Source organism: Maribellus maritimus (genome assembly GCF_022267315.1).
GTDB classification, from domain to species: Bacteria; Bacteroidota; Bacteroidia; order Bacteroidales; family Prolixibacteraceae; genus Draconibacterium; species Draconibacterium maritimum.
This window is the reverse complement of sequence record NZ_JAIKLE010000005.1, coordinates 115,300-136,283: the sequence shown is the minus strand read 5'-3', so window position 1 is coordinate 136,283 and position 20,984 is coordinate 115,300. Positions and strand designations below refer to the sequence as shown.

The window sequence follows — 20,984 nt, the reverse complement described above, 5'->3', positions numbered from 1 at the left end:
TTTTGTTTCATAAAAATAGTTTTTTTCGTTTAGAATTTGATGATAAATGTTCCGTGATATCCCTCTTTATATTTTGTACTTTTGATTTTCAGTAATACACTTTTAAAAATCAACGTCGTGAAAAAAAGTATATCCCCTTTATTGGTTTGGCTGTTTTTGTTTTTAATTGCTTGCAATTCAGATAATAAAACAGTTGATACTGACGCCGCATTTGGAAAATATGTACAGGCATTCACCAGCGGAACGATTTCAACAGAGCCGGTAATTTCGGTTTATCTGACAAAACCGTTTACTTCTGATGTAAATCCGGAACAACAACTTTTTCAGTTTTCGCCTGAAATAAAAGGGAAAACCGTTTTAGTTGGAAACCGGATTGTTGAATTCCGTCCTTCAGAACAGCTAAAATCAGGTATAAAATATTCTGCTGAATTTTATTTGGGGAAAATATTGGAAACGGAAAAAGGTTTGGAGAAGATGCCTTTCAGTTTTTCCACGATTAAACAATCGTTTTCGGTTACGCTTGACGGACTTAAAAACTATGAAAGTGACGTTCCCGAACAAATGAAATTTTCGGGCTACCTGCTAACAGCTGATGTTGCCAATCCTATAGAAACCGAAAAAGTGATTGCAGCTTCATATAAGGGAAATGAAATAACCTTGAACTGGACGCATGCCTCCGACCGTAGAAAGCATTTTTTTACTATCGATAGTTTGTTACGCGACGAAATAAATACGCAGGAACTTATTATTTCTTGGGATGGGAAACCGCTGAATGTAGATAAAAAGGGACAGGAAAAGGTGGATGTTCCGGCATTAAATGTTTTTAATGTTTTGGAAGCGAAAGTTTTGCAGGAACCTGAGCAGCATGTAGAAATCCGCTTTTCAGATCCTTTACAAAAGTCGCAGGATTTAACGGGTTTGGTTACTCTGTCAGATGTTACAAGTTTGCGGCTTGTTACTGAAGGAAATATTATAAAAGCCTGGCCGGAAAAGATGCTTTCAGGAGAAATTGATTTAACCGTTTTTGAAGGAATTGAAAATGTAAATTATGCAAAAATAAAATCGCCGCAAACATTCCGCTTGCAGTTTAGCAGCTTGAAACCTGCTGTGCGTCTGATCGGAAAGGGTGTAATTGTTTCGCAAAAAGGAACACTCGAAATGCCATTTGAGGCAGTGAGTTTGAATGCGGTTGAAATTCGGGTAATTCAGATTTTCAAAAATAATGTACTTCAGTTTTTTCAGGAAAATAGATTGGAGGGCGACTCCGAATTAAAAAAAGTAGGGCGTTTGGTTTATTCGGGGAAGGTCCCTTTAAAAGGTCAAACACCGGAGGATTTGTTGAAATGGAATACATACAAGGTAAATCTCTCTGATTTTGTAACCATTGAACCCGGCGCTATTTATAATGTGCAATTCCGCTTTCACAAGGAGTTTTCGCTTTACAGTTGTGGCGAAGAGAAAAAAGAAAATTCAAATTTGGAGCAGACTCAAATTTCGGAAGAAGAGCCTTATCAAACGGCGTGGGATCAACCTGGGTGGTACTCCGATTATTATTATCCTGACGGTTACGATTGGGATGAACGGGATAATCCTTGTGATGTTTCTTATTACAACTATTCGCATTTTGTTTCGCGAAATATTTTTGCTTCGGAACTGGGGATTATTGCCAAAGAAGGCCGGAATCACGTGATGGATTTTGCAGTAACGAATTTGCTTACCACTGAACCTGAATCGGGAGTTGAGCTCAAATTATTTAATTACCAGAATCAGCTGATTGAAACAGTGACAACCGACAACAGAGGTTTTGCTAAAGTGGATATGAAGAAAAAGCCGTTTTTACTGGTGGCGCAAAAGGGAAAACAGTTCGGGTACCTGCGTTTGGATGATGGAAGTGCGCTTTCTACAAGTAATTTTAATATTTTGGGCGAAGTTATTACCGACGGATTGAAAGGGTTTATTTATGGCGAGCGCGGCGTTTGGCGACCGGGCGATACCCTTTTTCTGAATTTTATTGTGGAAAAAGAGAATGCAGAATTGCCGGATAATTATCCCGTTGTTTTTCAATTGGTAAATCCCAACGGACAAGTGGTTGAAAAGCGTGTTCAAACTGAAAATATAAACGGGTTTTATTCTTTCAAAATAAAAACAGAAAGCGATGCCCCCACTGGAAATTGGCGAGCCGAAGTAAAAGTAGGAAATGCGACGTTTTCAAAACGTGTAAAAATTGAAACGGTAAAACCCAATCGTTTGAAAGTGGATTTAAAACTTCCGCAAAAGGCAATGACATTGGATACGGAATCAATTCCCATGGAATCAATGTGGTTGTTTGGTTCGCCAGCTCGGTCATTAAAAGCAAAAGTTGACGTGCTTTTTGTAAAAGATAAAGCAGAATTTGAAGGGTTTGAGAAATATTCTTTCACTGATCCGGCTTCGCAGTTTGCGCCGGAAGAACAAACCGTTTTTGAAGGTCGTTTGGATGACAATGGAAAGGCTACAATTCCTGTTGATTTTTCTTCGCTTGAAAATGCACCGGGAATGTTAAAGGCCTGGTTTACTTCACGCGTTTTTGAAGAAGGCGGCGATTTTAGTATTAATGTGAAACAAGCTCGCCTGGCGCCCTTTGAAACTTTTGTGGGAGTAAAAATGCCTGATTCGGAAGATGATTGGTTTACAACGGATACCGATTATTCGCCGGAGATTGTATTGGTGGATGCCAATGGGAAACCGGTTTCGGGGGATGATTTGCAGGTGCGTTTGTATAAAATTGACTGGCGTTGGTGGTGGGAATCTGGTTCGGAAAACCTGGCGCATTACGTTTCAGGAAATTATTACAAGCCGGTGAGCCGATGGAATATTGAAAAAGCACAGCAAAAAAATAGAATAAAACTGAATGTAAAATATAAAAGCTGGGAAGACAATGGTCGTTACCTTTTGTGGGTAAAGGATGAAACCAGCGGGCATGCTTCCGGTGTTACTTTTTACATGTCGAAATGGGGAAGCTGGCGTTCTGAAGGAATGGCGGATGGCGCAACTTTGTTAACGCTCAAAACAGATAAAGAGAAATATAAAGTTGGCGAAAAAATTGAAGTCTCTATTCCTTCTTCGAAAACGGGAAAAGCATTGGTAAGCCTCGAAAATGGAACGGAAGTTATGGATTGGTTTTGGGTGGAAACTCAGGATAAACAAACAAAATTTACGATTGAAACAAAGCCGGAAATGGCGCCCAACTTTTATATTCATGTGAGCTTGATTCAAGCCTACGGACAAACAGAAAATGATGCGCCGTTACGACTTTACGGGGTGATTCCGGTTTCGGTTGAAAATCCGGAAACGATTTTAAAACCAGTAATTGAAGCACCTGCAGAAATTGAACCGGAAAAGAAATACACTATAAAAGTTTCCGAAGCAAATCAAAAGGAAATGACTTACACACTCGCTGTTGTGGATGAAGGTTTGCTGGGCTTGACCAATTTTAGGACACCTGATCCTCATGCTGCTTTTTATGCCCGCGAAGCATTGGGTGTGAAAACCTGGGATTTATATGATTTGGTTGCCGGTGCTTACGGTGCGCGGCTGGAAAAAGCATTTGCCGTGGGAGGTGATGCCGATATGGCAAATAAAGGGAAAAAGGAAGCAAACCGGTTTAAACCGGTAGTGCAGTTTGCCGGACCCTTCACACTAAAAAAAGGACAAACGAACAAGCATAAATTTACAATGCCAAATTATGTGGGTTCGGTTCGGGTGATGGTTGTTGCCGGAAAAGATGGCGCTTATGGAAATAACGAAAAGGAAGTTCCGGTGCGAAAAGGTTTGATGTTGCTGGCAACACTTCCGCGTGTGCTGGCTCCCGATGAGGAAGTAAGTCTTCCGGTTGATGTTTTTGCAATGAAAGAGAATGTGAAGAATGCAACTATCTCGGTAAAGACAAACGATTTTATTGAAGTTACAGGCGAAAGCCAGAAAAATGTCGAGTTTGTTGCCTTAGGTGACAAAATGGTTCATTTCAAATTGAAAGCGAAGTCAAGAACGGGAGTTGCAAAAATTGAAATAGAAGCAAAAAGTGGAAGCGAAAGAGCTACTTATGAAGTTGAGCTGGAAATAAGAAATCCAAACTCAGCTGTTACTGTTGAAAAATCGGCCGCGGTTGACGGACAAAAAAGTTGGTCGGAGGAGTTGACAGTTCCCGGAGTTCCGGCCGATGCTGAGGCGTGGGTTGAAATTTCAGGGTTTCCACCTTTGAATTTGACCAAACATCTGGAGTATTTGATTTCGTATCCGCATGGTTGTATTGAGCAGGTAACTTCCGGTGCTTTTCCTCAATTGTTTTTAGCCAATCTCACAAAGTTCTCAGATGAAGAGAAACAAAGCACAGAAGATCATATCCGCAGTACGTTGCAAAAATTACCTTCGTATCAGATTGACAACGGCGGATTTGGATACTGGCCCGGTTCGGCGGTGGTGAATGAGTGGGGTACAAATTATGCCGGACATTTTATGTTGAAAGCGGAAAGCGAAGGATATCCGTTGCCCATAGGTTTGAAAGACAAATGGCTGAATTTTCAACGTACGGCTGCGCGAAACTGGAATTCTTCCGGGAGTTATAGAAATGGAATTTACTACCGTGGTTACGATTTTATCCAGGCGTATCGTTTATACACCCTGGCGCTGGCAGGCTCGCCTGATTTGGGCGCAATGAACCGCCTGCGCGAAAAAGGTGAGAAAACTGCTGAAGTATCCTGGCGTTTAGCTGCCGCTTATGTGTTGGCCGGTCAGCCGGAAGCGGCCCGCAAGCTGATAAATAGTTTAACTACGGAGGTTTCTGACTATCAGGAAATGGGAGGAACTTTTGGTTCTGCATTGCGAGACAAAGCAATGATTTTGGAGACGCTGGTTTTACTAAAAGATAAAAAGGAAGCATTTCGGATGCTGCAAAATATTTCCGATGAAGTAAATAAACGCGATTGGTTAAGTACGCAAACAGCTGCCTGGTGTTTGAATTCAGCAGGAACTTTTGCCAAGGCATTTTACAAAGGTGATTCTGAAACTCAGTTTGAGTTGAATACGAATGGCGAAAAATCAAGTTTACGGACAGAAATTCCTGTGTTGAAAATCCCGGTGAAGGTAAAATCAGATGGGAAAGTGAATGTGAATTTTACCAATAAAGGAGAGAATACAAATTATGTTCGAATTTTGGCGCGGGGAATTCCTTTGGGAGTCGATTCAACTTCCTTGTCGAATAACTTAGTCTTGAATGTAAAATATATTGATTCTGGAAACCGGGAGGTAAATCCCAAATCATTAAAACAAGGCGAAGATTTTAAAATGATAGTAACGGTGAAAAATCCGGGCAAAGAAAGAGATTATGAAGAAATGGTGCTGAATACTGTGTTCCCGTCAGGTTGGGAGATTATTAATAAACGACTGAATGATATTCCTGAAGATAAAAACTCAAGTTACGAATACCAGGATATTCGCGACGACCGGGTTTATACTTATTTTGATTTAGCAATGAATCAGCAGAAAACCTTTGTGTTTTATCTGAATGCTGCCTACGGAGGACGTTTTTACCAACCTCCAGTAAACTGTGAAGCGATGTATGATAATAGCATCCGGGCGCAGGAACGTGGAAATTGGGTGGAAGTTGTAGCTGGGAAATAATTTTGAATTGGTGAAAAGGAAGCTTGTCATAATTGGTAGTCTTGCTGCGATTCTTTTCATCGCTTTCTTTTTTGTTGTTCCACGCCCTCTTTTTAACCAGCCGTTTTCTACTGTTGTTGAGGCTAGCGACGGTAGTTTGCTTGGAGCGAGAATAGCGGCCGATGAACAATGGCGCTTTCCTGCTTTGGATTCTGTTCCTGAAAAATATGAAAAATGTCTGCTTCAATTCGAGGATCAATATTTTTATGTGCATCCCGGTATTAATCCCGTTGCATTAGCTCGGGCGCTTTTTCAAAATATTAAGTCGGGAAAGATCGTCAGTGGTGGAAGTACAATTACCATGCAGGTTTGTCGGATGGCTCGAGGAGAGAGGCCGCGTTCCGTTAAAAATAAAATCATTGAGATGATTTGGGCTCTGAACCTCGAACTGCGTTTTTCAAAAGAGGAAATTCTGAATATGTATGCATCTCACGCTCCGTTTGGCGGAAATGTTGTTGGACTGGATGCCGCTGCCTGGCGCTATTTTGCGCGACCTGTTTCTGAATTATCGTGGTCAGAGTCGGCAACTTTGGCGGTTTTGCCCAATGCTCCATCTTTGATTTATCCGGGACGGCTCGATGAACGGCTTAAACAAAAACGCGACCGACTTCTGGAAAAATTATTGAATTCAGATGAAATTGATTCTTTAACTTATCAGCTTTCTATTGCCGAATCGATTCCAGAAAAAGTACATTCCCTTCCGATGAAAGCTTATCATTTAGTGGAAAAAGCGGCGTTGGAAGAAAATGGGCAGCGGGTTCGGTCAACCATTGATGGAAATTTGCAGGAACGGGTTAATTCTTTAGTTACACGGCATCGGAAAACGCTGGCGGCAAATCACATTTATAATATCGCTGTCCTCGTTACCAAGGTCTCAACAAAAGAAGTAAAAGCTTATGTGGGAAATTATTTCGATGGAAAAGAAACAGAGCACGGAAACAGTGTTGATGTTATTCAGTCGCCGCGAAGTACAGGAAGTATTTTGAAACCGTTTCTTTACAGCAAAATGTTAGACGATGGTTTGCTTGCACCCCAAATGTTGGTTCCCGACATCCCAACCCGTTTTGGCGGTTTTACGCCAATGAATTTTGACCAGGAATACAATGGCGCGGTTTCCTCAGCCGAAGCACTGGCTCGCTCATTAAATATTCCTGCAGTGAGAATGTTGCAGGATTACGGAGTTCCGCCGTTTTATTCTTTTTTGAAAAAAGCAGGCATGAAAACGCTTGTTCATCCGCCGGACTATTACGGTCTTTCGCTGATTTTGGGAGGAGCAGAAGTTTCGTTGTGGGATTTATCGGGAATGTACACTTCAATGGTTTCCGTTGTACGGAATTACGATGAAAATGATGGTTTCTATTCTTCACATCCATTTTCAGGATTGAAGTGGGAGAAAGACGGCATTCAGGTGCAAAATGAAGGAGAAATGGCTATTCAGCCTGAAATAAGGGCAGCCTCAGTTTACTTGACATTGGAGGCTTTGTTAAAAGTAAAACGACCCGATTCGGAAGCGGGCTGGCAGGAATTTGCTTCGGCGCGAAATATTGCATGGAAAACAGGTACCAGTTTTGGTTTTCGTGATGCGTGGGCAGTTGGAATGACGCGTGACTATGTAGTGGCTGTTTGGGCAGGAAATGCAGATGGCGAAGGTCGCCCCGGATTGACGGGAGTTACAGCTGCCGCTCCGTTGATTTTTGATGTGTTTGATTTGCTACCAGGGGCTGGCTGGTTTCAAATGCCGGTGGATGAAATGGAGCAGGTTGAAATTTGTGTCAAAAGTGGTTATCGCCCGGGAGTAAATTGTGATTCAATAAAAATGGTTTGGTTACCCCGTGGTTTAAAAGTGGACGTTTGTCCATGGCATCAAAAAATTCATTTAAATGAAAACGGAACGCAACGTGTAAATGCCAATTGTTATCCGGTTTCGAAAATGCAGCATAAAAATTGGTTTGTGTTGCCGCCGGCAATGGAATATTATTACAAACCCAGAAATCCGATGTATGCCATCTTGCCACCGTTAAAATCGGACTGCGAGGATGACATTGAAAACATGGAATTTGTATATCCACGTGAGTGGAATAATTTGTTTATTCCTACCGATTTGGATGGGACGCCCGGACAGTTGATCTTCGAACTCGTTCACCGACAGCAAAACGCGAAGGTTTTCTGGCAGCTGGATGAAAAGTTTTTGGGGACAACATCAGGAATTCACCAGTTTGCTGCACGGCCGGAAAGTGGCTGGCATATTTTAAATGTTACCGACCAATTGGGAAATAGTTTGACTCGTCGGGTTTTTGTGGTTAACGAGAGAAATCAATAAAATAAGAGAAAAAAAATTATTCCACAAGCTGGCTTTCAATGGCTTTTATCGTTGATTTGTATCCCAGTTCGTATAATTCATCCGCGTGACTCAAATTTAAAAAATCATATTTGTTAATTCCTTCCGGTTCAATGTATATGTTGGCTGAATTTGCAATTTCATTGGTTCGTGCATTCACATTCATATAAAAGGTTCGTGATGTAATTTGGATGAGGTTTTTTACTTTCTCCTTCGGAGTTATCGGACTTATGTTGCACACAATTAATTTTTCGCAATCTTTTTTTATGGGAGCAGCCGGAATATTGTCGACAACACCACCGTCAGCAAACAAATCATTTCCAAGTTTTACCGGCGAAAACAAAATTGGAATCGACGAGGATGCCAGTACTGTTTCTCCCAACGGGCCGCTGTTTTTATATTCTACAACGCCTTTATTTAAGTTTGAAACACAAATAAAGAACGGTATTTGCAAATCTTCAATATTTTTTGCAGCTATTTCTTTCTGAATTACTTCTTTCAGACCGTCGAGTTTTAAAAGCCCGTTAACAGGAATGTGAAGTTTGGTATATTGAAAAAGCCATCCTTTTTTGAAAATGGAAAGAATTTCTTTGGGCGATTTTCCACTGGCAATAAAAGCACCAACAATCGATCCAGCACTGGTCCCTGAAATTACATCGGGAACAATTCCTTTTTCGTAAAGTGCTGCAATAATTCCAAGATGAGCAAACCCGCGTGTTCCTCCGCCGCTCAAAACCAGTCCTGTTTTGTACTTTTTCATTCAATTATTTTATGAAAACAAAAGTACAAATTAAGGATGGAGTTTTGGGTATGTTTTTTATGAATCGAGCGAAAACCAGCGTAACATTAAATCCTGGTCACTCACTTCTTTTTTATGCCAGAAAACGTTTGTGCGGTTTTCGTAAATGTATTCTTTTTTGTAGGTCTCAATATTTTTAACAATGTCTTTTAACGCAGTAATCATTACATGAACTTCTTCGTTTGTCATTGTTGGATGGAGAGACCAACGCACCCAGCCCGGTTTGTCAGATAAATCGCCGAGGTTTATTTTTTCTGTAATTTCTTCTGACTGTTCTACCGAAACTTCCAGCAAATAGTGACCGTAAGTTCCTGCACACGCGCAACCACCACGAGTTTGAATACCGTATTTGTCGTTCAGAATTCGAACAACCAGGTTGTAATGAATTCCCTCGATATAAAATGAAATTACGCCAAGCCTGTCGCGGACATTGTCTGCCAGAATTTTTATTTCCGGAATCTCATCCATACCATTAAACGCAATCTCAAGCAATTCTTCTTCGCGTTTTTTGATATTGTCGGTGCCCATCTGATCTTTTAATTCGAAACAAAGTGCGGTTTTTATCGATTGCAAAAAACCGGGGGTTCCGCCGTCTTCGCGCGCTTCAATGTTATCAACATATTTGTATTTTCCCCACGGGTTGGTCCAGTCAACCGTTCCGCCGCCAGGTTGATCCGGTACTTCGTTTTTATACATTGTCGCATCAAAAACCAGCACTCCGGAAGCGCCGGGGCCGCCTAAAAATTTGTGAGGTGAAAACATCACGGCATCAAGTTTTTCCATTGGATCTTCAGGGTGCATGTCAATTTCGTCGTAAGGAGCAGAAGCGGCAAAGTCGATAAAACAAACCCCGCCATACTCGTGCATAATTCTGGCCAGTTGTTTATAGGGAGTTCTGTATCCGGTAACATTCGAACAAGCAGTAAAAGAACCAATTTTAAACGGTCTGTCTTTGTATTCTACAAGCGCTTTTCTGAGGTTCTCCGGTTCCACCAAAAGTCCTTGGCCCGGCTCCACAATAACAACATCAGCATTGGTTTCATACCATGATGTTTGGTTGGAGTGGTGTTCCAAATGCGTAATAAAAACTACCGGGCGCTCACGTTCCTGCAGGCAATTTCTATGGGCAACTTTTCCACAGTATTTTAATCCGAGAATGCGTTGAAATTTGTTAATCACCGCTGTCATTCCAAAACCAGAAGTTATGATAATATCTTCAGGTCCCGCATTTACATGTTGTTTTATTAATTGGTGTGATTTATGATAGGCGTGTGTCATTCGCATTCCTGTTTCACTGGTTTCGGTATGCGTATTTCCCACAAACGGGCCGATTGTTTTTGAAATTTTGTCTTCAATCGGCTGGTACAACCTTCCACTGGCAATCCAGTCTCCATAAATAATTCTTTGTTGGCCAAATGGCGATTCAAATTCCTGGTTTATTCCAACAATGTTTTTTCTGAATTTTTCAAAATAGTTCTGCAAACTCCCCATCGTTAACTTTTTAGCGCACACAAATTAAACGACTTTCCTTGAATAAAATAAAGGTAAATATCATTTTTTGAGACAGAATTAGTGGAGGGTAGGGTTGGGGAATGACAATTCGTCATAAAAAAGGCTTGGCATGGCATTTGATTTTTGGCGGACAAAGTTTGAAAATGTTTAATTAAAACCGTATAAAAATGCAGACAGGAAAAATTGGTGTAACCAGTGAAAATCTTTTTCCAATCATTAAAAAATTTCTTTATTCCGACCACGACATTTTCCTAAGGGAAATTGTTTCAAATGCAGTTGATGCCACTCAAAAGTTAAAAACACTCGCTTCTAAAGGCGAATACAAGGGGGATGTTTCTGCAGCAAGAGTTGAGGTGAAGCTGGATAAAGATGCAAAAACAATTACCGTTTCCGACAATGGTATTGGGATGACTGCCGAGGAGATTGAAAAGTACATCAACCAGATTGCATTTTCAGGCGCAAACGAATTTCTTGAAAAGTACAAAGACGACGCAAATGCAATCATCGGTCATTTTGGCTTGGGTTTTTATAGCTCTTTTATGGTTTCCGAAAGGGTGGATGTTATTACAAAATCACACAAGGAAGGTTCGCAGGCTGTAAAATGGAGCTGCGACGGGAATCCTGAGTTTACAATTGAGGATGTGGAAAAAGAAGATGTGGGAACTGATATCGTAATGCACATCAACGAAGACTCAAAAGAGTTTTTAGAAGAAAACAAACTGGGCGAAATTTTAAATCGATACTGTAAATTTTTGCCGATCCCGGTAATATACGGTAAAAAGAAAGACTGGAAAGACGGCCAGCAAGTAGATACAGATGAGGATAATCAGATAAACGAAACGGAACCTGCATGGACAAAAATGCCAGCTGATTTAAAAGATGAAGATTACAAAAATTTCTATCGTCAGCTTTATCCGATGGGGGATGAGCCTTTGTTTAATATCCACCTCAACGTGGATTATCCGTTTACTTTAACGGGAATTTTGTATTTCCCAAAAATCAAAAACAATTTTGAAGTTCAGAAAAATAAAATTCAACTTTATTCTAACCAGGTTTTTGTAACTGATTCGGTTGAGGGGATTGTACCTGAATTTTTGACGCTGTTACACGGAGTGCTTGATTCACCGGATATTCCGTTGAACGTTTCCCGTTCGTACCTGCAAAGCGACTCAAATGTGAAAAAAATTAGTAGTCACATCAATAAAAAAGTGGCCGATCGGTTGAATCAGATTTTTAAAGATAATCGCGAAGATTTTGAGAAAAAATGGGATGACCTGAAAATTTTTATCGAATACGGAATGTTGACAGAAGAGAAATTCTACGACCGTGCGATGAATTTCTTTATGTTTAAAAATGTTGAAGGAAAATATTTCACTTACGAGGAATATGAAAAACTGATTAAAGACAATCAGACGGACAAAGACAAAAACCTGATTTATTTATACACAACCAATACGGAAGAACAGTATTCATTTATTGAAGCTGCAAAAGATAAAGGTTACGATATTTTGGTGCTCGATGATGTTTTGGCCCCTCACTTAATTAACAAGTTTGAGCAAAAACAATCTGACAAACGTTTTGTGCGTGTTGATTCGGATGTGGTTGAAAATTTAATAAAAAAGGAAGATTCAGCCAAAGAAGAATTGAGCTGGGAACAAAAACAAGATTTATCACCGGTTTTCCAGGCGGTTTGCCCGGAAAACAAAGACCTTTCTTTTATCGTTGATTTTCAGGATTTGGGTGAAGCCGGGGCGCCAATGGTAATTACACGAAGCGAATTTATGCGCAGAATGAAAGATATGAGTGCAGCACAAGGCGGTATGAGTATGTATGGCGATATGCCTGAAAGTTTGAATTTGGTGGTGAACACTTCTCATCCGCTGGTGAAGAAAGTGTTGGAGTCAAAGGATAAAAAATTAGGTTCTCAATTGGAAAAGATAGGAACTGAAATAGCTGCTCAAAAAGAAGAAGTTTCAGCGTTGGAAAAGGCCAAAGAAGGGAAAAAAGAGGAGGAAGTGCCGCAGTCTGACAAAGAAAAGCTGGATGAATTGAACAGTAAGCTGGCGGAACTGGAAGAAGCAAAAAGAAATAAATTGTCTGACTTTGGGAAAAAGAATAAACTGGCAAAACAAATGGTCGATTTGGCTTTGTTGGCCAACGGCATGTTAAAAGGAGCTGATTTGGATAAATTTGTAAAACGAAGTGTAGAATTAATTAAATAAACACGAGGGAAAGTGATTTATTTCGTGCGCCATCTGCTAAAAAGCGGGTGGCGTTTTTTTATCTGTCGGAAATATTGGCGTGCCCATTTTTTTCTTTGTCGGAAAGATAATCGATAATTACATGAAGTTTTGCTTTTAAATCGATTAGATCATTCAGCGTTAAATTTATTGATAGTAATGCCGAAACCAGTTTTTCCGGGATTTCTGCCGCTTCGTCACGCATGGCAACTCCTTTCTCGGTGAGAGTAATCATTACTTTTCGTTCGTCTGTTTCCGAACGTTTTCGTACAATTATTCCCATCGTCTCCATCCGTTTTAAAAGTGGTGTAATGGTGTTGGTATTCAGAATAAGTTTTTGCGAAATGTCGTTTACTGTTAAACCGTCGTTTTCCCAAAGCACCATCAAAACAAGGTATTGCGGGTAGGTGATTCCCAGTTTGTCAAGATAAGGTTGATACTCGCGCGTAATCAGGCGTGATGCCGCATACACCGGGAAACATAGTTGATTTTCTAATTTTAATTGTTCATATACCATCATCTGAATTTTTAAAAATGAATCGGGTATATCTTTGTAATTCTACAAAAATATACCTGACTTACTAAACATTGATCAATTAATTCAAAAAACTTTCCAGATAGGTGTCAATTTTTTCAGGCTTTGTTGTTGGCGCAAACCGTTTTACAGGTTTTCCATCTTTGTCAACAAGAAATTTGGTAAAGTTCCATTTGATTTTGCTTCCCAAAGTTCCTGTCAATTCGCTTTTCAAATATTTAAAAATAGGATGTGCTGTTTCACCGTTCACATCTACTTTTGAAAACATCGGGAAAGTTACTCCGTAATTAATAAGGCATCCTTCCGAAATTGATTTTTCGTCGCCGGGTTCCTGATTGGCAAACTGGTTGCAAGGAAACCCAAGAATCACCAGTCCTTTGTCTTTGTATTTTTCGTACAGTTTTTCCAATCCTTCGTATTGCGGAGTCAGCCCGCATTTACTTGCTGTATTCACTACTAAAACAGTTTTTCCTTTGTAGTCTTCCATGTTTATTTCGTTTCCCTGGAGACTTTTTGCTGAGAATTGATAAAAATTTGTTTCCATGATTTCTATTATTTTGTGTTTTAAACTCTATTTGTTTCTGTTTTTCCATGCTTTCCAGGCACCGGTTGCCCATAATGACCACAGAACCAGCAATGGCTGAAAAAACAATCTGATTAGACGAGCTTTGTCGGTGTCGAGCCCGAAACCGTCAACTCCGTTTACATATTGCGAAATATTTCCCGGAAATATTAAAATGAAAAATATCGCGGTTGCCCATCCAACCAGGGTTTTCCATTTCCAAAGAAAAATGAGCGCCAATCCAAGCATGATTTCTGCAACTCCTGAAAGCACAACTGTCAAATCTGGATTCAAAGGAACCCACGGCGGAACTTGTGTCAAAAATTCCACCCTCGACCACGTTAAATGTCCTGTTCCTGAAAAGGCTAATAATAAACCTAATACGATTCTGAAAATATTTCTTGAATTCATTTTGTCTTTTCCGACTATATCGTTCGCGATACAAATATGAATAAAATTAGTTTATATCGCAAGCGATGTATTTGTTTTTTTGAAGGAGTTAATGTTTATTTAAATCTGAGATTGAAGTTATTTGCCCTTGGCAAAGTCCTGCAAATAAGCAAAACGCTCGGTTAATTTTCCGTCTTTCGTTATGGAGGCGCGTTCAATAATTTCATCAGCATCTTCATTGAAAAGACTTGGAAATACTTTGTCAATTAGATTTCTGCCAAAGTCGAGCGAGGCATCTTTGGGAAGTTCGCAGGGTAAATTATCTACTGCCTGCACCGTTACATTTTTTGCAGAATTAAAGGGCTTCTCCAAATCTTCCGTTTCTGGATTATAATCATAAAACGGTTCGTTAATGGTTGCCGCCTTTTTTGTAGAGGGAATTGAGCCTTCAATATCGCAGGTAATATCAGAAATAATACTGATTTTGAAATCGGGCTGTTTCATATTCCCCGCAGTAAAAAGTACCGGCGCTTTCGGATCCCAAAAGGCAGCAGCGACCAAAATATCGGTAACTTTAGCAAAAGGAAGAAATGCATTTTCGTACATTTCCGGGTGATTAAAAAAGTGCATCAACTCGGAACGCTCACCGTCTTTTTGTTTTGCATAATTTACAGGAAGCAATTGAGTAAAAACCGGTTGTTGAATTTTGGTTTCCTTCAAATAGGCTTCCGGCGAAACACGCATTATTTTCATATGATTCAGAATTTCGAGAACACCTTGAGCCACACGGCCATCGCCGGTTACTGCAATTTTTATCGGCGGTAGTTTTACTGAATCGAGGATGGTCAACATTTCTCCTAAATCAGCACAAAGGTGTGCCGGTTTTACATCAAAAGCCTGATTGCGAAGCCCAAAAGCACGCAATCCACTGTAAGCTCCAACCAAGCCTGCAAATCGCCCAAAACCAATAATTCGGAATCCTTCTTTGTTTGTCAGGACCTCGTAATCAACCAACTGGATATTTTTCTCCAACACGGTTTGTAGCAATTTTCGATTGTATTCCTGTTTTTTTATGGTGTGTGAAAAGAAAAGGTAAATCTTTCCCGGAATAAAATTTTCAATCCGAACTTCTTTTACGCCCAATAAAATGTCACATTCACTTAAATCCTCCTGTAAATGAATTCCAAGTAATCTGTATTCTTCATCTTTAAAACTTCGCACCGGACTTGGCTGCACGATTATTTTTACATGAGGAAATTTATTTTGAACCTCAATACATTGTTCGGGTGTTAAAGGAACTCTTTTGTCGGGTGGAGTTTTGCTTTCACGGAGAATTCCAACTCTCATAAATATTAATTTGTAATTATCGATAAATATAGTTCATCCATTAGTAACAATCAAACTTGAAATTTTCTGTTAATTTAAAAAGACAAATAAATTTTATTCATTCTTAGTTAAATAATACTAATATTTGCATATATAAATTAAATGATATGTTGGGAAGAGGGATAAATCTAATTGTTGCTACCGTATTGGTGATTTTTACATATTCATGCACACAGCGGAACAATTCTCAAGTTGCCGGCGAATATTCAGGTTCGGAAAGCTGTATCGAATGTCACGACAAGTTTTATAAACTCTGGCAGCCTTCCTATCACGGTCAGGCAATGATGCCGGTTAATTCAGGTTTTATTGCGAAACATCAGTTGCCGAACAGTCAGCCCATCGAAGTGGAAGGTCATATGTTTACTGTCGAATTTCAGGATTCAACAATGATGATGTATGAAAAAGATGGAGATAAGTTAATTAAAACTTATGAAGTTTTATGGGCGATGGGGGGGCACAATGTCTACTGTTTTTTAACGCCATTTGAAAAGGGTAAACTACAGAATATCCCTCTGGCTTATGATGCAAACGGTAAAACATGGTTTAATTATCCCGAATCAGGTGTCCGTCATTTTGGCGATGAATACCCGGAAGATGAGGCTTTGCCGTGGAAGGATGCCATGTACGCTTTTAATACCGGTTGTTACAGTTGTCATATCAGCCAGTTGAGTAGCAATTTTGATTTGTCAACTGAAACCTATCACACTACCTGGCGAGAAGCAGGTATAAACTGTGAAACTTGTCACGGACCAGGAGGTGAACATATTCGCATCTTTAAAAATCTGAAAGAAGGGGAAGAGGTAAAAGACATTGGTTTGATTGTTACCAGTACTTTTACCCCCGAGCAAAATACGGATGCGTGTGCTACCTGTCATTCAAAAATGAATCCGATTACACCGAGCTATATGCCCGGTGATAAATATTTTGACAATTATAATCTTACAACGCTCGAAGATCTTGACTTTTATCCCGACGGTCGTTCACTTGGCGAAAATTATACCCTGACCGGATGGAAGATGAACCCTTGTTTAGAGGAAAGCGATTTGAACTGCGTGACGTGTCATACATCAAGCGGTCGTGACAGGAACAAGGATAATCCCGACAATTCATGTTTACAATGTCATACTGATAAGGCTGAAAATATTCAGGCGCATACGGGGCATAAAACGGAAGACGGGCTTACTTGTTTGAGTTGTCACATGCCCAAAAGGCAATTTGTTGGGCGTTTCCTTCGTAGCGACCATTCATTTCGGCCACCAATGCCCGAGGCAACAATTCGGTTTGGTTCACCAAACGCGTGTAATCAGTGCCACACTGATAAGTCACCCGAATGGGCGAATAAGATTGTTAAAGCTCGCCCTAACGGTAATTACCAGGAAGAAACATTAAGATGGGCACAGCTGATTAAAGAAGCCCGCGACAACGACTGGACCAACGTAGATAAAATGTATAAATACATTGCTGATTCAGAGACCAATGAGGTGGTTGCAAATTCTTTAATTCGTTTGCTTGCGAATTGTACGCTCGACTCAAAAACAAATGTATTGCTGGAAGCTCTCAATAACAAATCAGAGTTGGTTCGGTCATCAGCAGCTGGTGGTTTGGGAGGAATTCAAACAGCGAAAGTAAAAGACGCATTGCTAAAAGCATGCGAAGATGAAATTAGATTAGTGCGTATTCAGGCTGTTAATGCCATATTAGCATTTCCTGAAAATAGTTTTACTGCAGAAGAGTTGTCGATAGTTCAAAAAACTGAAAAGGAATATGTAACATCAATGACTTCGCGGTTGGACAATTGGAGCAATCACTACAACCTTGGAATTTATTATCAAAACAAGGGAAATGTTGATGAGGCGCTCAATTCCTACGAAACAGCCGCCCGGTTGTATCCCGAATCGATGATGCCACTAATCAATAGCAGTGTATTGTATTCATATGTTGGTAATACTGAGAAGGCAGAGGAAAATCTGAAAAAAGCTGTTGAGGTGGATCCGGAGAATGAGGCAGCTAATCTGAATCTTGGACTTTTACTTGCCGAAAAAGGCAAAATGGGTGAAGCAGAAAAAGCATTAAAAAATGCACTTAAGGTAAATCCTGAGCAAGCAGTTGCCGCATACAACCTAAGTGTTATAACTGCACCGCGTGATTTGAATGCTGCTCTTCAATACGCGAAAATCGCTGCTGATGCGCGACCCGATGAGCCCAAGTATGCTTATACTTTGGCTTATTATCAGATGGAAAATAATAATAAAAAGCAGGCCGTTGCTACATTAAAAGCATTGCTCGATAAAAATCCCCTTTATTATACAGCTGTGAGTTTTCTTGCTGAGATTTATCTGCGCGATGGCAAAAAACAGGATGCAATCAAACTGTATGAGAAAACTTTAAAAACAGAAGGTGTTTCAGATCAGGACAAAGCCGGAATTCAACAGGCTATAGTATCTATTCAGAAAAGTATATAGGTTTTGAGAGAGTTGTTAGAAATTTAAGGTTCGCGAACTTGACTATATCTATTTAAAAACGATGTACTTTTTTGTTATTTCTGTTTAAAATAATCAGAAGCGTAGTTACGGATTATCCACCTCTTTTCTGGATGTGAAATAATTTATAAAATAAAGGTTTGAAAAAATAAAAGACATTTTTATCTTTATTGCCAAATTACAAACACCTTGAATGTAAAACATAAAGAATTAAGCTTTCAGCTGATGGTTGAAGCTTCTCCAATTTCACTTGTATTGGTCAACAGTTATGGAAAAATAGCGTATTTAAACAGTTATGCAGAAAAATTATTTTTATATAATAAAAATGAACTCATAGGGAGGGATCTGAGTATTTTGTTGCCTCAAAAATATCGTTCTCACCACCCTGATTTGCTAAAGGACTATTTTACCAATCCGGTTACAAGGCAAATGGGAGAGAACAGAGATTTGTACGCCTTAAAAAAAGATAATGTTGAATTTCCTGTAGAGATAGGCTTAAATCCTATCGTTACCGTTGAAGGCACGCTTGTTTTAGCGGCAATAATAGATATTACAGAAAGGAAAAAAGCGAACGAACAATTTCGCCTGGTAGTAGAATCGGCTCCAAATGCTATGATTTTAGCTGATTATTCAGGGACAATCGTTATGATTAATAAGCAAACTGAAATTCTTTTCGGATATGAAAGAGATGAGTTGGTTGGACAAAAAGTGGAATTATTGGTTCCCGGAACAGTTAAACGGTATCATCCACAGCTTCGTGATAAATTTTATACAAAGCCTCAGGCCCGGCCGATGGGAGTTGGAAGAGATTTGTTTGGTCTCCGAAAAGACGGAACCGAAATTCCTATTGAAATAGGTTTGAATCCGCTGGAAAAAAATGAGTCTCAATTTGTTTTGGCTTCGATAATTGACATAACCGAGCGGAAAAAGAACGAAGAGGCCATACGATTATATACAAAACGAATTGAAGCAAAAAATAAGGAATTGGAACAATTTTCTTTTATTGCCTCACACGATTTGAGGGAGCCATTGAATTCAATTACGAGTTTAATTGATCTATTGCTGGAAGAAGATGCTGGAAAGGTGGACGCTGAAATGTTAAAACGACTCGACTACATCGCAAAGTCTTCCTCCCGCATGAAAGATCTTGTTAAAGGATTGCTTGACTACGCAAGGCTTGGAAAGAATTCTGAATTTGGGATTGTCGATTTTAATGAGGTTGCAGCAATTGTTGTTAATGATCTTGAATTGTTGGTGAAAAATTCGGAAGCAGAAATCAATGTTAAAAGACTTCCTGTAATGGCTGCGCTGGAAGTTGAAGTACATTCACTGTTTCAAAACCTAATTAGTAACGCGATAAAATATAGTTCAAAATATAGAAAACCAAAGATTGAAATATCGGCGCAAAAAGTTGAAAGTGGATGGGAGTTTGCCGTTAGCGATAATGGCATCGGTATCCCGAAAAGTCAACAGGAAAAAATTTTCGTCATATTTCAACGATTGCATGGACGCAATGAATATGAAGGTATCGGAGTCGGATTGGCACATTGCCGGAAGATTGTAGAATTACATGACGGTAAAATTTGGGTGGAGTCCGAACCCGAAAAAGGTAGTACATTCTATTTTTTCATCCCCTTAAAGTAATAAAAATGAAAAAGTTTAAAGGACTAGATTGTATTTTGTTGGTTGATGATGATGAGGTTACAAATTATTTGAATAAGGTGCTTATAAAAAAAAGTGGGATCGATGTTCATGTAGAAGTAGCCTTAAATGGAGAAATTGCATTGGAGTATCTTACATCTACCGGAAAGTACAGTGGTAACAATGGGTTCCCAAAACCAGGATTAATATTTCTTGACATCAACATGCCGAGAATGAATGGTTGGGAGTTTGTGGAAGAGTATAGCAAACTTGACAGTAACAAGAAAGCCGACATCGTAATTGCCATGTTGACATCGAGCAACAACGATGACGATGTAAATACGGCACTCGAAAAATATGAACTTCCCGCTTATCTGTATAAGCCTCTCACATTGGAAAAACTGGAGGAAATTATTTCTAAGTTTTATCCTGTTGAAGTTTGAGCCATTTTTATTCTGGTTTTATTTTCAATTAAAGGAGAAAGTTTTTCGATTATTTAGGATTCTTTGTCGGGAACGCTGTGGCATTATATTTTGTTTGGTTTGTAACTGTTTTTGTAAACTAATCTGCACTTTTTCTGTTATTTTTGATAAACATAAAAAAATCAGAAAAAGTCATGTTAATAGTTGTATCACCGGCAAAATCATTGAATTTTGAAACACCTGCCACGGTTGCGAATTATAGTATACCCGAACTTTTGGAGCAATCTGAAAAATTAATCGGGAAACTAAAAAAAATGAGTCCCGGGCAATTATCCAAATTAATGAATATTTCGAAAGATTTGGGTGAATTGAATTATGAACGTTATCAAAATTGGATTCTCCCGTTTAATACTGAAAACGCTAAACAGGCGGTACTTGCTTTTAATGGCGATGTTTATCAAGGGCTGAGTGCAGCCACACTCTCTGAAGAAAAATTGGAATTGGCGCAAAAACGAATGCGAATACTCTCAGGATTATATGGAGTTTTAAAACCGTTGGATTTAATTCAGGCCTATCGTTTGGAAATGGGGACCAAATTAAAATATTATAAATCAGATGATTTGTACTCTTTTTGGAATCCTATTATTACCAGGAAAATAAATGAAGCCGTTGCTGAGTCGGGAACTGATTTTTTAATAAATCTTGCTTCAAACGAATATTTTAAAAGTATTGACAAGAAGAAACTGAAAGCGAAAATTATTACTCCTGAATTTAAAGATTTAAAAAACGGGCAGTATAAAATGATTTCGTTTTTTGCAAAGAAAGCCCGCGGACTTATGACTCGTTTTATTCTGGATAACGATATTACTGAACCTGAAAACCTGCAGGCATTTGATTACGAGGGGTACCTATTTAATTCTGATTTATCGAAACCCGGAACCCCGGTTTTTACACGGGATAAGGAATAAAAAGCCATTTGCTG

At 39.4% G+C, this 20,984-nt stretch carries 13 protein-coding genes; 7 read left to right on the top strand and 6 right to left on the bottom strand.

Annotation, left to right across the window (positions count from 1 at the left end):
• Positions 1 to 117 precede the first annotated feature (117 nt).
• The gene (locus tag K5G00_RS06525) at positions 118 to 5,658 is read left to right on the top strand and encodes an alpha-2-macroglobulin family protein (RefSeq protein WP_238765332.1); all 5,541 of its coding nucleotides are present in this window, start codon (positions 118 to 120) and stop codon (positions 5,656 to 5,658) included.
• A 10-nt stretch (positions 5,659 to 5,668) separates the two neighbouring features.
• The gene (gene pbpC, locus K5G00_RS06520) at positions 5,669 to 8,017 is read left to right on the top strand and encodes a penicillin-binding protein 1C (RefSeq protein ID WP_238765331.1); all 2,349 of its coding nucleotides are present in this window, start codon (positions 5,669 to 5,671) and stop codon (positions 8,015 to 8,017) included.
• Between the two features lie 16 nt (positions 8,018 to 8,033).
• Here pbpC and K5G00_RS06515 read toward each other — a convergent pair whose 3' ends face one another.
• Positions 8,034 to 8,795 (bottom strand): patatin-like phospholipase family protein, encoded by a 762-nt coding sequence (locus tag K5G00_RS06515; protein ID WP_238765330.1) that lies wholly within the window; start codon positions 8,793 to 8,795, stop codon positions 8,034 to 8,036.
• A 57-nt stretch (positions 8,796 to 8,852) separates the two neighbouring features.
• Positions 8,853 to 10,325, bottom strand: coding sequence for an aminotransferase class V-fold PLP-dependent enzyme (locus tag K5G00_RS06510; RefSeq protein WP_238765329.1), 1,473 nt, complete (start codon positions 10,323 to 10,325; stop codon positions 8,853 to 8,855).
• A 188-nt stretch (positions 10,326 to 10,513) separates the two neighbouring features.
• Between K5G00_RS06510 and htpG the strand changes: the two genes are divergently transcribed.
• On the top strand, positions 10,514 to 12,568 hold the full coding sequence (htpG, locus tag K5G00_RS06505; RefSeq protein WP_238765328.1) for a molecular chaperone HtpG: 2,055 nt from the start codon (positions 10,514 to 10,516) through the stop codon (positions 12,566 to 12,568).
• A 58-nt stretch (positions 12,569 to 12,626) separates the two neighbouring features.
• On the opposite strand, the gene K5G00_RS06500 is transcribed toward htpG, so the two are convergent.
• From K5G00_RS06500 to K5G00_RS06485, 4 genes are all read right to left on the bottom strand, one after another.
• Entirely contained in the window at positions 12,627 to 13,106 is a 480-nt protein-coding gene (locus K5G00_RS06500; RefSeq protein WP_238765327.1) for a MarR family winged helix-turn-helix transcriptional regulator, read from the bottom strand.
• A gap of 76 nt (positions 13,107 to 13,182) precedes the next feature.
• Positions 13,183 to 13,665, bottom strand: a complete 483-nt coding sequence (locus tag K5G00_RS06495; protein ID WP_158863462.1) for a glutathione peroxidase — start codon at positions 13,663 to 13,665, stop codon at positions 13,183 to 13,185.
• 27 nt (positions 13,666 to 13,692) lie between these two features.
• Positions 13,693 to 14,094, bottom strand: coding sequence for a DoxX family protein (locus K5G00_RS06490; RefSeq protein ID WP_238765326.1), 402 nt, complete (start codon positions 14,092 to 14,094; stop codon positions 13,693 to 13,695).
• 117 nt (positions 14,095 to 14,211) lie between these two features.
• A complete protein-coding gene (locus K5G00_RS06485) occupies positions 14,212 to 15,420 on the bottom strand; it encodes an NAD(P)-dependent oxidoreductase (protein ID WP_238765325.1) in 1,209 nt (402 codons plus the stop codon).
• Positions 15,421 to 15,566: 146 nt separating this feature from the next.
• Here K5G00_RS06485 and K5G00_RS06480 point away from each other — a divergent pair, with 146 nt between their 5' ends.
• The 4 genes from K5G00_RS06480 to yaaA all read left to right on the top strand — a co-directional run bounded on the left by K5G00_RS06480 (position 15,567) and on the right by yaaA (position 20,970).
• The gene (locus tag K5G00_RS06480; RefSeq protein ID WP_238765324.1) at positions 15,567 to 17,921 is read left to right on the top strand and encodes an ammonia-forming cytochrome c nitrite reductase subunit c552; all 2,355 of its coding nucleotides are present in this window, start codon (positions 15,567 to 15,569) and stop codon (positions 17,919 to 17,921) included.
• Between the two features lie 207 nt (positions 17,922 to 18,128).
• The gene (locus K5G00_RS06475) at positions 18,129 to 19,583 is read left to right on the top strand and encodes a PAS domain-containing sensor histidine kinase (protein ID WP_238765323.1); all 1,455 of its coding nucleotides are present in this window, start codon (positions 18,129 to 18,131) and stop codon (positions 19,581 to 19,583) included.
• A gap of 5 nt (positions 19,584 to 19,588) precedes the next feature.
• Positions 19,589 to 20,023, top strand: coding sequence for a response regulator (locus tag K5G00_RS06470; protein WP_238765322.1), 435 nt, complete (start codon positions 19,589 to 19,591; stop codon positions 20,021 to 20,023).
• 173 nt (positions 20,024 to 20,196) lie between these two features.
• A complete protein-coding gene (yaaA, locus tag K5G00_RS06465; RefSeq protein ID WP_238765321.1) occupies positions 20,197 to 20,970 on the top strand; it encodes a peroxide stress protein YaaA in 774 nt (257 codons plus the stop codon).
• Positions 20,971 to 20,984 lie beyond the last annotated feature (14 nt).